The organism is Paraburkholderia jirisanensis (assembly GCF_054782355.1).
Window position 1 is genome coordinate 1,052,469 of the sequence record NZ_BAAGSQ010000025.1, and the last position, 12,697, is coordinate 1,065,165.

9 protein-coding genes are annotated in these 12,697 nt (G+C 62.4%); 2 read left to right on the forward strand and 7 right to left on the reverse strand.

The genetic code is table 11. From position 1 onward, the window contains the following. Positions 1-18: 18 nt before the first annotated feature. The 6 genes from ACYVNQ_RS16355 to ACYVNQ_RS16380 form a co-directional block, all read right to left on the reverse strand. Positions 19-1,413, reverse strand: coding sequence for an LLM class flavin-dependent oxidoreductase (locus tag ACYVNQ_RS16355; RefSeq protein WP_460903537.1), 1,395 nt, complete (start codon positions 1,411-1,413; stop codon positions 19-21). An 88-nt stretch (positions 1,414-1,501) separates the two neighbouring features. Then, a complete protein-coding gene (locus ACYVNQ_RS16360; protein ID WP_460903613.1) occupies positions 1,502-2,335 on the reverse strand; it encodes a MetQ/NlpA family ABC transporter substrate-binding protein in 834 nt (277 codons plus the stop codon). Between the two features lie 218 nt (positions 2,336-2,553). Then, complete coding sequence (locus ACYVNQ_RS16365; protein ID WP_460903538.1) at positions 2,554-4,083, reverse strand: efflux transporter outer membrane subunit; 1,530 nt, start codon at positions 4,081-4,083, stop codon at positions 2,554-2,556. An 11-nt stretch (positions 4,084-4,094) separates the two neighbouring features. After that, positions 4,095-7,283 (reverse strand): efflux RND transporter permease subunit, encoded by a 3,189-nt coding sequence (locus ACYVNQ_RS16370; protein WP_460903539.1) that lies wholly within the window; start codon positions 7,281-7,283, stop codon positions 4,095-4,097. 55 nt (positions 7,284-7,338) lie between these two features. After that, positions 7,339-8,562, reverse strand: coding sequence for an efflux RND transporter periplasmic adaptor subunit (locus ACYVNQ_RS16375; protein ID WP_460903540.1), 1,224 nt, complete (start codon positions 8,560-8,562; stop codon positions 7,339-7,341). A 36-nt stretch (positions 8,563-8,598) separates the two neighbouring features. Then, positions 8,599-9,456 carry an alpha/beta hydrolase gene (locus ACYVNQ_RS16380; RefSeq protein WP_460903541.1) on the reverse strand — a complete coding sequence of 286 codons (858 nt, stop codon included), beginning with the start codon at positions 9,454-9,456 and terminating at the stop codon, positions 8,599-8,601. A gap of 188 nt (positions 9,457-9,644) precedes the next feature. Here ACYVNQ_RS16380 and ACYVNQ_RS16385 point away from each other — a divergent pair, with 188 nt between their 5' ends. Both ACYVNQ_RS16385 and ACYVNQ_RS16390 read left to right on the forward strand, forming a co-directional pair. Further along, positions 9,645-10,649, forward strand: coding sequence for a LysR family transcriptional regulator (locus ACYVNQ_RS16385; protein ID WP_460903542.1), 1,005 nt, complete (start codon positions 9,645-9,647; stop codon positions 10,647-10,649). Between the two features lie 185 nt (positions 10,650-10,834). Further along, a complete protein-coding gene (locus ACYVNQ_RS16390; protein ID WP_460903543.1) occupies positions 10,835-11,095 on the forward strand; it encodes a DUF4148 domain-containing protein in 261 nt (86 codons plus the stop codon). Between the two features lie 205 nt (positions 11,096-11,300). Here the strand turns inward: ACYVNQ_RS16390 and ACYVNQ_RS16395 are convergent, their stop codons facing one another. Continuing rightward, positions 11,301-12,431 carry a purine-nucleoside phosphorylase gene (locus tag ACYVNQ_RS16395; RefSeq protein ID WP_460903544.1) on the reverse strand — a complete coding sequence of 377 codons (1,131 nt, stop codon included), beginning with the start codon at positions 12,429-12,431 and terminating at the stop codon, positions 11,301-11,303. Positions 12,432-12,697 lie beyond the last annotated feature (266 nt).

The following is a 12,697-nucleotide window of genomic DNA, read 5'->3' on the forward strand; positions in this document are numbered from 1 at the left end:
AGCAGATGGTCCATTCGATTACGCTCCTACCGTTGCACGCGCATGCAAACGGTGCTGCGCGCCGCTATGCGCTTCCGGCAAACGCGCACGGCCCGCGCCGAACAGCTTTTCGCGCAGCGTCGGCGCGGCCGCATAGTCTTCCTTGTAGACGCCGCGATTCTGCAACTCGGGCACCACCAGATCGACAAAATCCTCGAACGACTCCGGCATCACGGTGCGCGTCAGATTGAAACCGTCGATGCCGGTCTCTTCGATCCACGAGATCATTTCATCGGCGATCTGCTGCGGCGAGCCGACCACCGGTTTTGCGCGGCCGCCGAGCGTCATCTGTTCGAGCACCTTGCGTTTGGTCCAGACACCGCTCACGCTCTTCTTCGAAATCGCCTCTACCGCCGACTGCATCGACTCGGTCTTCACATATGAAATCGGCTCGTCGAGCGCAAATTCAGCGAAGTCGATACCCGTCGAACTCGAAAAATGCGCGAGACCGCCTTCGGCGCTCGCATAACGGCGATACTCTTCGTACTTTTCATGCGCGGCCCGCTCGGTTTGTCCGACCACCACCGTCATGCCGGCAAAGATCTTGATGTCGTCCGGCGCGCGGCCGAAACTCACCGCGCGACGGCGCAGATCGTCGACGATCGAGCGCGTGAGCGGCTTGTTTTGCCCGCCGACGAACACGCATTCCGCGTGGCGCGCCGCAAAGTCGATGCCGCGCGCCGACGAACCGGCCTGATACAGCACCGGTGTGCGTTGCGGCGAAGGCTCGCTCAAATGGATCGCGTCGAGCGAATAATACGGCCCGGTATGCGTGATCCGATGCACTTTAGCCGGATCGGCAAACACCCGCGCCACGCGGTCGCGGCGCACAGCGTTGTCTTCCCAGCTTTGCTCCCACAGCTTGTAAACCACGTCCATGTAATCGTCCGCACGGTCGTAGCGGTCGTCATGGCTGATCTGCTGGGTCAGCCCCATGCCGCGCGCGGCGCTGTCGAGATACCCGGTGACGATGTTCCAGCCTACCCGCCCCTTGGTCAGGTGATCGAGCGTCGACATGCGGCGCGCGAACAGATACGGCGGCTCGTAGGTCAGATTCGCGGTGACGCCGAAGCCGATGTGCTTTGTTACGTGCGCCATCGCCGGCACGATCAGCGCCGGGTCGTTGATCGGAATCTGTACAGCCTCGCGCAACGGCGTGCCTGGGCCACCCTGATAGACGTCGTAGACGCCGACGATATCGGCCAGAAAAATGCCGTCGAATTTGCCGCGCTCCAGCGTTTGCGCGAGGCTCGTCCAGTAGTCGAGATCCGTATAGTGTGGCGAGCGGTCGCGCGGATGCGTCCACAAGCCGTGATTGATGTGGCCGACCGCGTTCATGTTGAACGCGTTCAGCAGGATCTTCTTGCTCGGCATCGGGAGGGTCCTTGTCAACGCGTCGGGCGCTCAGCGGGCGCCTGTTTGCAACGTCTGTTTGTGCACTTGTTCGTGCTCACTGGCGCACTTACCACGCCACCGCATACAGATTGCCGAACGCCTTGTCGAGCGCCGTACGCACCGCCGGCGAATGCTGGTAAATCGAAATGAACTTGCGAATGCGCGGGTCGTTCGTACTCTCCGGACGCACCACCCACTGGATCGCGAAGATCTTGTTCTCGGTGCCGTCGAACAGCAGCGCACTATTCGGGTCAGCCGTACCGGCCAGCTTGATAAAGCTTGGATAGCCTTGCGCGAGATCGACATCATCGAGCGAGCGCGCCAGTTGCGACGCTTCAAGCGCGACGATCTTCAGATGCTTCGGGTTATCGACGATGTCGAGCGTGGTGGCGCGATAATCGACGCCCGGTTTCAGCTTGATCAGGCCTGCGCGCTGCAGCAGCAGCAAACCCCGCCCGCCGTTCACCGGATCGTTGGCGATGGCCACGGTCGCGCCATCTTTCAGCTGGTCGAAACGCGTGACCTTCTTCGAATAAAGGCCGATCTTCATGATCGTGCCCGGCGCAATCGCCACGAAGTGATAGCCGCCCTGCTTGTTGGCGTTTTCCAGAAACGGAATGTGCTGGAAATAGTTGACGTCGATGTCCTTGTTCGCCAGCGCCGCGTTCGGCGTGTTCCAGTCAGTGAACTCGATGATCTTGACGTCGAGCCCCTGCTGCTTTGCTTCCTGCGCGGCGATTTTCAGCGCTTCGATCTGCGGGCTGGTGGCGGTGCCGATCTTTAGCGTTGCCGTATCAGCCGCACTCGCGGCCACGCTTGCGCCGCACAGATGCAGTGCAAAGACAGCAACGCCCAACACATGCAGCGGCCTGCGCGCAGCGTGCCGCAGCGCGCGAATCATCGAATGGAACGGGTTCATCGGTTGGCTCGTCAATTGACTGCAGCCGATGATAGAAGCGACCCTGACTAGCGTCTACCAAGCGATTTTCGAAAGGAAATCGCGAAATGCGATATGCGGGAGCAGCCGTGTGCGCCGCCATATAGAACAAAACGGCGTTATCCGCACACTGATGCGCGAATAACGCCGCTTGCGTCGAGCTGGAAAAGCGAACCGCGAACTTACTGCTTCGCGACCTGCTCCGGCCCACTTTGCATCCCAACCGCGCTGCCGTCCTGCGGCTTCGCGTCACCCCATCCGCCGCCCAACGCGCGAATCAGGTTGACGGTTGCCACCGCCTGCGTGCCGGTCAGCCGGCTTGCCTGCAATTGCGATTGCAGCACCTGACGCTCCGCATCGATCACGTCCAGGTAGGCAATCTGCCCTTCCTGGTACTGCGTGGTCGACAGATGCGCGGCGCGCTGCGACGCATTGACCGCATCGTTCTGCTCGCGCGTCTGATCCTGCAGCAAACGCAGATCCGACAGATTGTCTTCGACTTCTCGGAACGCCTGCAGCACCTGCTGACGATACTGCGCAACATCCTCGTCGTATTTGGCACGCGCCTGGGCGAGCCCTGCGCGACGCCGGCCGCCATCGAACAGCGGCATCGCCAGCGCGGTGCCGGCAAACGGCCCGAGCAGGAACGCACGGCTCGACCACTGGAACAGATCGCCGAGCGTCGCCGATTCATAGCCGAACGCGCCGGTAATATCCAGCTTCGGGAAGAATGCCGACTTCGCCAGACCCACACGCGCATTCGCTGCGGCCATCGCCCGTTCTGCCGCGGCGATATCCGGCCGGCGCTCGAGCAGCGCGGACGGCAAGCCAGCCGGCACGCTCGTCATAACCGGCACGAGCGGCGTTTCCGGGAACGAGAAATCCGCCGGTGCCTTGCCGAGCAGAATCGCCAGACCATGCTCGGCAGTCGCACGCTGACGCGCAACACCCACCGCATCCGCACGCGCCGTGGAGAGCTCGTTCTTGGCACGCGACACATCGAGTTCGCTGATGTCGCCTTCCTTGAAACGCCGCTCCACCAGCTTCAACGCATCTTCACGCAGCGTTACCGTGCGGCGGAACAGATCGACCTGCGAATCCAGTTCGCGCAGCTGGAAGTAATTCGACGCCACGTCGGCCTGCAGCGACAGCTGCACCGAACGGAACAGCGCATCGCTTTGCTGCGAATCCGCTTTCGACGCGCTCACGTTCGAGCTGACGCGCCCGAACAGATCCGCCTCATACGACACCGTGCCCTGCGCACGCCACAAGGTCTGGGTCGGCACGTTCGCATCCTGCGGCAGGAACTGCGATGCCGGCGACAGACGCTCGCGCGTGGGCCCAAAGCCTGCATCGATCGACGGGAACCACGCGGCGCGCGCCGACTGCACCAACGCACGCGATTGCTGCACGCGCGCGGCAGCCGCCTTCAGGTCCTGGTTCGCGGTGGCCGCCTGCTGCTCGAGATCGTTCAGCACCGGGTCGCCGAAGACCATCCACCATTGGCCGCGATGTGCGTCGTCGGCCGGCTCAGCCGGCTTCCACGTGCCCGCTTCTTTTGCGTCGAGCGGAGCGGCTTCCTTGAATGCCGTCGGCGTCGGCGCATCCGGACGGTGATAGGTCGGCTCGACCGAGCACGCCGCCAGCAATGCAACCAGCAGCGCGCTCGCGGCCGCGCGGCCCCACCCGCGCATCGATTCAGTTCGTTTCATATTTTCTCCCTTCACGCATCGGTCGTTGCATGTGCAACCAGATGCGGCGAATCTTTCTGTGCGACGTGAATCTTGCCGCCTGCCAGCAACCGCAGCACCACGTAGAACACGGGCGTCAGCATCAGGCCGAACACCGTCACGCCGAGCATGCCGAAGAACACCGCGATACCCATCGCGTGGCGCATCTCCGAGCCCGCACCGCTCGACACCACCAGCGGCACCACGCCCATGATGAAAGCGATCGACGTCATCAGGATCGGGCGCAGCCGCAGCCGGCTCGCTTCGATCGCCGCGGCCAGCGGCGAGCGGCCGTCGTGTTCGAGCTCGCGCGCAAACTCGACGATCAGGATCGCGTTCTTCGACGCAAGCCCCACCAGCACCATCAAACCGATCTGCGTGAAGATGTTGTTGTCGCCCTGCGTGAGCCACACGCCGGTCAGCGCGGACAGCACGCTCATCGGCACGATCAGGATCACCGCGAGCGGCAGCGTCAGGCTTTCGTACAGCGCAGCCAGCACGAGGAACACCAGCAGCACGCTGATCGGGAACACCCACAGCCCCGCGTTGCCGGCGAGAATCTGCTGGTACGTCAGGTCGGTCCATTCGAGCTTCACGCCGCGCGGCAGCACTTCAGCCGCGACACGTTCAGCCGCTGCCTGCGCTTCGCCCGACGAGAAACCCGGTGCCGGGCCACCGTTGATGTCGGCTGCCGTGTAGCCGTTGTAGCGGACCACCATTTCCGGCCCGAAGGTCGGCGTCACCTTCACCAGCGACGACAACGGCACCATGTCGCCATTCGTGTTGCGTGTTTTCAGCTGCAGGATGTCGTCGGCGTTCTGGCGGAACGGCGCATCGGCCTGCACACGCACCTGGTACACGCGTCCGAAGCGGTTGAAGTCGTTCACGTACAGCGAGCCGAGGTAAATCTGCATCGTGTTGAACACATCGGTGACCGGCACGCCGAGCTGCTTCGCCTTCACGCGGTCCAGATCGACGTTCAGCTGCGGCACGTTGATCTGATAGCTCGAGAAGGTCGGGCCGAGCTCCTTGGTCTGCGCGGCGCGCTTCACAAACGCTTCGGCCGCATCGTTGAGCGCCGCGTAGCCGACCGCGCCGTGATCTTCGATCTGCATCTTGAAGCCGCCGAGCGTACCGAGGCCCAGCACCGGCGGCGGCGGGAACACGGCGACGAACGAGTCCTTGATCTGCGAGTATTGCTGGTTCAGCGCACCGGCGATCGTGCCGGCCGCCAACGCCTTGCCTTTGCGTTCGTCGAACGGTTTCAGCGTGACGAACACGATGCCGGCACTCGAACTATTCGTGAAACCGTTCACCGACAGACCCGGGAACGCCACTGCGCTTTCCACGCCCGGCTGCTTCAGCGCAATCGCGCTCATGTCGCGGATCACTTTCTCGGTGCGGTCGAGCGATGCACCGTTGGGCAGTTGCGCGAAGGCGATCAGATACTCCTTGTCCTGCGCCGGCACGAAGCCGCCCGGCACGGTCCGATAGACCAGACCCGTCAGTGCGAGCAGCACCACATACACCACCAGCATCGCGCCCTTGTGACGCAGCACACCGGTTACGCCCTTGCCGTACGCTTCGGAACCGCGGTGGAACACCTTGTTGAAGCGCTTGAAGAAGCCGCCGAACACGCGGTTCATCGCGCGCGTCAGCCAGTCTTCCTTGTCGCCGTGGCCACGCAACAGCATCGCGGCAAGCGCCGGCGACAGCGTCAGCGAGTTGAACGCCGAGATCACCGTCGAGATCGCGATGGTCATCGCAAACTGCTTGTAGAACTGGCCGGTAAGACCGGTCATGAACGCGAGCGGCACGAACACAGCCACCAGCGTCAGCGCGATTGCAATGATCGGCCCACTGACCTCCTGCATCGCCTTATACGTGGCCTCGCGCGCAGATAGCCCTCGTTCGATGTTCCGTTCGACGTTCTCGACCACCACGATCGCATCGTCGACCACGATACCGATCGCCAGCACCATACCGAACAGCGACAACGCATTGATCGAGAAACCGAACGCGAGCAGCAGCGAGAACGTACCGACGATCGACACCGGCACGGCGATCAGCGGAATGATCGACGCGCGCCAGGTCTGCAGGAACACGATCACGACCACGACCACCAGCGCAATTGCTTCGAGCAGCGTGTGAATCACCGCCTCGATACTGGAGCGCACGAACTGCGTCGGGTCATAGACGATCTTGTATTGCACGCCGGCCGGGAAGTCCTGCGCGAGATCTTTCATCTCCTTGCGGACCTGATCCGAAATCTGCAGCGAGTTCGCACCCGGCGACTGGTTGATTGCCAGCGCAACCGCCGGCTTGTTGTCCAGCAGCGAACGCAGGCCATATTCCGACGCGGCCAGCTCGATCCGCGCGATGTCGCGCAGATACGTGACCGCACCATCCGGCGCCGTCTTCACGACGATGTCGCCGAATTCGGCTTCGGTCTTCAGGCGCCCGCGTGCATTCACCGACAGTTGCAGCGGCGTACCCGGCACCGACGGCGACGCACCGATCACGCCGGCCGCAACCTGAATGTTCTGCTCGCGAATCGCATTGACCACCTCGGTGCCGGTCAGATTGCGCTCGGCGACCTTGTGCGGATCGAGCCACACGCGCATCGCGTAGTCGCCCGCGCCCCACAGCTGCACTTCACCGACGCCGCGAATCCGCTGCAACCGGTCGCGCACGTTCAGCAGCGCATAGTTGCGCAGATACGTCATGTCGTACTGGTCGTTCGGCGAGATCAGATGCACCACCATCGTGAGCGTCGGCGAGCTCTTGATGGTCGTCACGCCGAGGCGCTGCACATCTTCCGGCAGGCGCGGCAGCGCCTGGTTCACGCGGTTTTGCACCAGCTGCGTCGCGAGGTCCGGATTGGTGCCGAGCGCGAACGTCACGGTCAGCGTCAGGTTGCCGTCGCTATTGGCTTGCGACTGCATATACAGCATGTTTTCGACGCCGTTGATCTGCTCTTCGAGCGGCGACGCGACCGCTTCGGCGATCACTTTCGGGTTGGCGCCCGGATACTGCGCCTTGACGACCACCGACGGCGGCACGACTTCCGGGTACTCGGAAATCGGCAGCTGGAACAACGCGATCATGCCCGCCAGCAGAATCAGGACGGATAGCACGCCCGCGAAGATCGGCCGGTCGATGAAGAATTTGGATATGTTCATGAAAGGCTCTTTAGTCTGATGCTGATGCGCTGAAGGAAAACGGAATCCGTATGGATCACGAGTCCTTCTGCGCCTTCGCGCGTGCCGGCGACTGCGCGACCGGCGCGCCGTTCGCGTCGCCATCGCCGGTCATCGGCACCATGTGGGCCTTGATCTGCTCGTTCGGACGCACCCGCTGCGTACCGTTGACGACGATCCGGTCGCCGGCCTGCAGGCCGCCCTTGACCACCCGCAGATTGCCTTGCAGGCCGCCCGGCGTGATCTCGCGATACGCAACGTGGTCGTTCTTGTCGACCACGAACACGTACTTCTTGTCCTGGTCGGTGTTGACCGCCGCATCGTCGATCAGCAGCGCCGGGTGCGGCGCGCTGCCGCCGACCTTCACGCGTGCATAGAGGCCCGGCACCAGCGTGCCGTCGGCGTTGTCGAAACGCGCGCGCACGCGGATCGTGCCCGACGACGTATCGAGCCGGTTGTCGACGGAATCGATTACGCCCGAGCGCGAATAGCCGGTTTCGTTCGCGAGACCCAGTTCGACCGGCACCTTGCCGCTGTTCTTCACCTGGCTGATGTACTCGAGGTAGGTCTGCTCGTCGGCGTCGAACGACGCGTAGATCGGCGATACCGACACCAGCGTGGTCAACGGCGCGGCACTTGCGCCCGCGCTCACCACGTTGCCGAGCGTGATCTCGGCGCGCGATACGCGGCCTGAAACCGGTGCCACGACCTTCGTATAGCCAAGGTTGATCTGCGCCGCTTCGAGCGCGGCCTGCGCGCCCTTCACGTTCGCATCCGATTCGCGCGCGGCATTCTGCTTTTCGTCGTAATCGCGCTTGGCGATCGCGTTGTCGCCGATCAGGCGTTGCGCGCGCTCCCAGTCGGTCTGCGTGTAGATGCGATGTGCCTGCGCCGCGGCCAGCTGCGCGGCCGCGCGATCCACTTCCGCCTGATACGGACGCGGGTCGATCACGAACAGCACGTCACCCTTCTTTACCAGCGCGCCATCCTTGAAATTGACGGCCACGATCGAGCCCGGCACCTGCGGACGGATATCGACGCGATCGATCGCTTCGAGCCGGCCCGAATAGCTTTGCCAATCGGTGATGGTTCGCTGCAGGACCGAAGCGACATCGACTTCGGTCAACGCCGGCGCGGGCGCGGCTTGCGCCTCCGAGTGCGCATCGAAGCGCATTGCGCCAAGCGTGCCGAGCCCCGCGAGCACGATGACCGCTACGGCAGCGATCGCTAGCCGGGAACGTGTAAAGGGAAGTTTAGACATGACAGACTCCGGTTTTTTTGGTTGATTGAAGTTGGTTTAACGGAGAGCGCGCGCGGCAAAGCGGCAGCGTAGAAAACGCACCGCTTCGTGCAGCGCCGCGGGGTGATCGGCGAGCCCCGCGTGCGAAACATTCGGAAAGCGCACCACCTGGGTCAGCACACCGGCGGCGATCAGGTTGCCCGCATATTTTTCGGCTTCGACATGCAGCACATCGTTACCGGCAGTGGCGATCAGCGTGTCGGGCAGATTCGCGAGACGCGACGCTTCAAGCGGTGCGGCATACGGATGCATGCGCTGCGCCGCCTGTGGCAAATACGCGCGGTAACACGCCGCGCATTCTTTCGCGGTGATGTCGGAGCTCAACTGCCGTTCGTCGCCCAGACGCGTGAGACTCGGATCGAGCATCGGCCCAAACAACGCCTGCGCTTCGATGCGCACGTCACCGCGATCACGTGCGATGAAGGACAGGCAATTGGCCAGATGACCGCCGGCGTCGTGCCCCGCGACGCCGATCCGTTTCGAATCTGCACCAAACGCGCGCGCTCGCGTCTTGACCCACAGCAACGCGCGATGCGCATCTTCCGGTGCCGCCGGAAATGGGAATTGCGGCGCAAGCGAATAACCTACCGACACCACCAGAGCCGGCAATTGCTGCGCAAGAAACCGCGCGGCCGGGTCAGATTCGTCGATCGAGCCACGCATGAAACCGCCGCCGTGAAAATACAGAACGATCGGCAATGCGTGTTTGCCGGTCAGCCTGTAAAGCCGCAACGTGATCTCCTGCGCGTACCCTTCGATCTGCACATCACTGATATCCAGCGCTGCCAGACCGCTTGCCGTGCCACTACTGCCGCCTGCCAGATCCGGCGAGTGGCGCGAGTTGAATGCTTCCATGCGGAGGTGCGCAAAGCGCGAAATTATCGAATGGTGCGCATTGTGCGTTCAGCAAAACTTCAAATAAATGCCTATAATCCGGCAACACAATTCGGTGCGCCTGAACAATACGTTCGTTTTGTTCCCGTTTGAGCGGCCTCGCCGGCTTCACGACGCATCGATAGCACTCAATCCTCCGGAGGTTTGCCATGGACCGGCTTCAGGCCATGCAAGTGTTCACCCGGGTCGTCGACACCAACAGCTTCACGCGGGCCGCGGAAACGCTCGACCTGCCGCGCGCATCGGTCACGACCATCATCCAGAATCTCGAGGCGTTTCTCGGCACGCGCCTGCTGCATCGAACCACGCGTCGGTTATCGCTGACGCCGGATGGCGCCGCGTACTACGAGCGTTGCGTGCGAATTCTTGCGGACGTCGAAGAAACCGAAGCGAGTTTCCAGATCGGCAACAAGAAGCCGAATGGCAAGTTGCGCATCGACATGCCGGGCTCGCTCGGCAGGCTATTGGTCATTCCGAAGCTGTGCGAATTCCATAAGCTCTATCCGGACATCGATCTGCAGCTTGGCTTGACTGACCGACCGGTCGATTTGCTGCAGGAAGGCGTCGATTGCGTGCTGCGGGTCGGCGCGCTGCAGGATTCGTCGCTGGTCGCACGGCGAGTAGGGTTATTCGAAGGCGTGTCGTGCGCCGCGCCGTCGTATCTCGCGCGTTCGGGCACGCCGCGCACGCTCGAAGATCTCGAGAACCACAGCGCCGTCAATTATTTTTCGAGCCGCACGGGTCGAACCTTCGATTGGGAGTTTCTGGTCGACGGCAAGGAAGTCCCTGTCAAGATGAAGGGTATTGTTTCGGTCAACGATGCAGATGCATACGTGACCTGCGGCCTCGAAGGTTTCGGCTTGATCCAGCCGCCGCTTTTCATGGTGCTGCCGCATCTGCATACGGGCGAGCTCGTCGAAGTGCTGCCGGACTTCAAGCCGCTGCCGATGCCGATCTCGGTGGTTTATCCGCACAGCAAGCATCTTTCGTCGAAGGTTCGGGTGTTTGTCGACTGGGTGGCCGAGCTGTTCGACAGCTGTCCGCTGCTGAGCGGCCGCGGCAGACTCGATGCGACGTGCACCGGGCGAACCATCGAGCAGCGCGAAGAAGAGCCGGAACTGGATACGCCAGTGGTGACCGAGTGGGTTGCCTGATCGGCTGAACGACGTGAAACCCACCGCTCTCGTCTGACAAACAATCAATCGCAGCGCCCGCTGCGATTGTTCCGCATTTTTGACAATTCATTTCGCGAAAGGCGGATTTATCCGCTGCCTCTCAAAGCCTACATTTCACCCTGTCGCGGCGCACTCGTACTGCAAACGAATCACAGGGGTGAAACATGCAACGCAAGCTCTTCGCAGGTCTGGTTCTCTCGCTGCTGGCAAGCACGTCCGCCTTTGCAGCTGGCGGTGGCGGCATCGGCCACGCCGGTACGTACAACCAGCCGTGGTGGTCGCAAGGCAGCAGCGCCACCCGCGCCGAAGTTAAAGCAGGTATCGCCGAATCGCATGGTTACAGCGTGCAAAGCGCCGATGGCAGCCAAAGCGAACATCTCGCCGTGCAAGGCAACAGCGCGGCAAACAGCTCGAACAACCAGTAATCCCGAAGCCGCGCGAAGCGCCCACCCATCTGGCGAAGCCGCGCGGCAATTCCGTTGAACATTCCATCAAGGAGCCGAACATGACCCCGTCCGAACTCGATCAATGGTCGACCGACGTGCCCGTGTGGACGCCGTATCGTTCCATTTAATGCAATTGAGAATCTCAGCGCGATTACGTGCTGCCTTTTGAGGGTGTGTCCGCCAGTCAGTTACGCGGCACACCCTCTTGCCATTTGCTCCACTGCGTGACGATTGCCTGAACCAGCGGTTGCCCTGCGCGATACAGATTCTCCAGCGCAATATCGCCACCACCCTGGCCGTTCGTGTTCAGCAGATTGTCGACGCTCGATGTACCGTCGGCAGGCCGGTCGAAGTCCGCGCCGGTGCGCAGTACCGCCACCCGCTGCAAATCGACACGGTGCACGCTCGCCGCGCGTTTGAGCGCTTCGTACGTCGCGTTGTCTTCCTGCTGCGTCGTGCAATACACGCCCTTGCCGTCGGTCACCAGTTTGGTCCAGTCGCGCGCGCGTTCGCCGATGCGCTTGCCAGACCACCACGTATCGCTCGTCGACGTGTCGCATTGCACGACTGTCGGCGGCCGATTGGCGGGTGCATACGCATACTTGCTGCGCGTCGCTTGCGCCTGCGGCGCATCTGCGAGCTTTACGCCACGCGATAGTGCGTATGCGGCGTCGGTGAGTTGCGGGTTGAGCTGGAACACTTCGGTCTTGTATTCGAGCGGCGGCTTTTCAGCCGGGTTCTTCGCGAAGATGCCGAAATAACCGCTGTTCCAGTCGGGTGGCGCTTCGCGGCCATCCACTTCCCATTGAATGCCGAAGTCGACCAGCCAGTTGGCCCACGTCGCTGTGCCGAGCGTGCCGCGCGAAGGATCGATGCCTGCCACGCCGGCGACGACGAAGTACGTGTGGCGCAGATCGAAGCGCGGCGAAAACGTCAGCGCCATCATCGAAGCGGCGGCGTTCGCGTGGCCCATGCCGGTGGTCATCACGCAGACATCCTGCGCGTTGCAGTGCACGTCCGGATAGTCGGGCGACAGGCCGTCGACGGCGATGTCCTGCCACGGTCCAAGCTTGTCGAGCCAGACCTTGCCTTCGGGGCCGAACATCGACACGATCATTACCTTCGGCGCACGCACCCGCGCCGCGCGAGTGGTTGCAGTACCGCGGGCATTGGCGTGCGCGTTGGCGGTGGTATCCGAAGCGGCTACCGGCGTCTTCGCCTGCGCCGCTGCTACCGATAGACAACCCGCAGCGACCAGCGCGGCACCCGCAAGTGAGCGGCGCAGAACAGTCGGGCAACGGTGGCGAGTCTTCATGGAAAAACGTTCCTTGTTATTTGCGGTGTAATGACACGGCACACGAGCTTGCCGATACACAGAGCAGGCAAGCGCATCTCACGTACAAGCGGACGTAAAAGCGGCACGTATGAGTGACACGTAAAAAGGCAGCACGTATAAACGCGGCAAGTATAGGGGCGCGCCCGCCGGGTCGGCATTAAACATTCAATCCCGCGACGCGGTGGCTCAATCGAAATAATCAATAACCGTTCACGAAAGCAAGGCATCACGTCGCGCCTCGCATC

What these genes read in the sequence shown, in the direction of transcription:
- ACYVNQ_RS16355 (WP_460903537.1), bottom strand. Translation starts at nt 1,413, where the DNA reads ATGCCGAGCAAGAAGATCCTGCTGAACGCGTTCAACATGAACGCGGTC.
- ACYVNQ_RS16360 (WP_460903613.1), bottom strand. Translation starts at nt 2,335, where the DNA reads ATGATTCGCGCGCTGCGGCACGCTGCGCGCAGGCCGCTGCATGTGTTG.
- ACYVNQ_RS16365 (WP_460903538.1), bottom strand. Translation starts at nt 4,083, where the DNA reads ATGAAACGAACTGAATCGATGCGCGGGTGGGGCCGCGCGGCCGCGAGC.
- ACYVNQ_RS16370 (WP_460903539.1), bottom strand. Translation starts at nt 7,283, where the DNA reads ATGAACATATCCAAATTCTTCATCGACCGGCCGATCTTCGCGGGCGTG.
- ACYVNQ_RS16375 (WP_460903540.1), bottom strand. Translation starts at nt 8,562, where the DNA reads ATGTCTAAACTTCCCTTTACACGTTCCCGGCTAGCGATCGCTGCCGTA.
- ACYVNQ_RS16380 (WP_460903541.1), bottom strand. Translation starts at nt 9,456, where the DNA reads ATGGAAGCATTCAACTCGCGCCACTCGCCGGATCTGGCAGGCGGCAGT.
- ACYVNQ_RS16385 (WP_460903542.1), top strand. Translation starts at nt 9,645, where the DNA reads ATGGACCGGCTTCAGGCCATGCAAGTGTTCACCCGGGTCGTCGACACC.
- ACYVNQ_RS16390 (WP_460903543.1), top strand. Translation starts at nt 10,835, where the DNA reads ATGCAACGCAAGCTCTTCGCAGGTCTGGTTCTCTCGCTGCTGGCAAGC.
- ACYVNQ_RS16395 (WP_460903544.1), bottom strand. Translation starts at nt 12,431, where the DNA reads ATGAAGACTCGCCACCGTTGCCCGACTGTTCTGCGCCGCTCACTTGCG.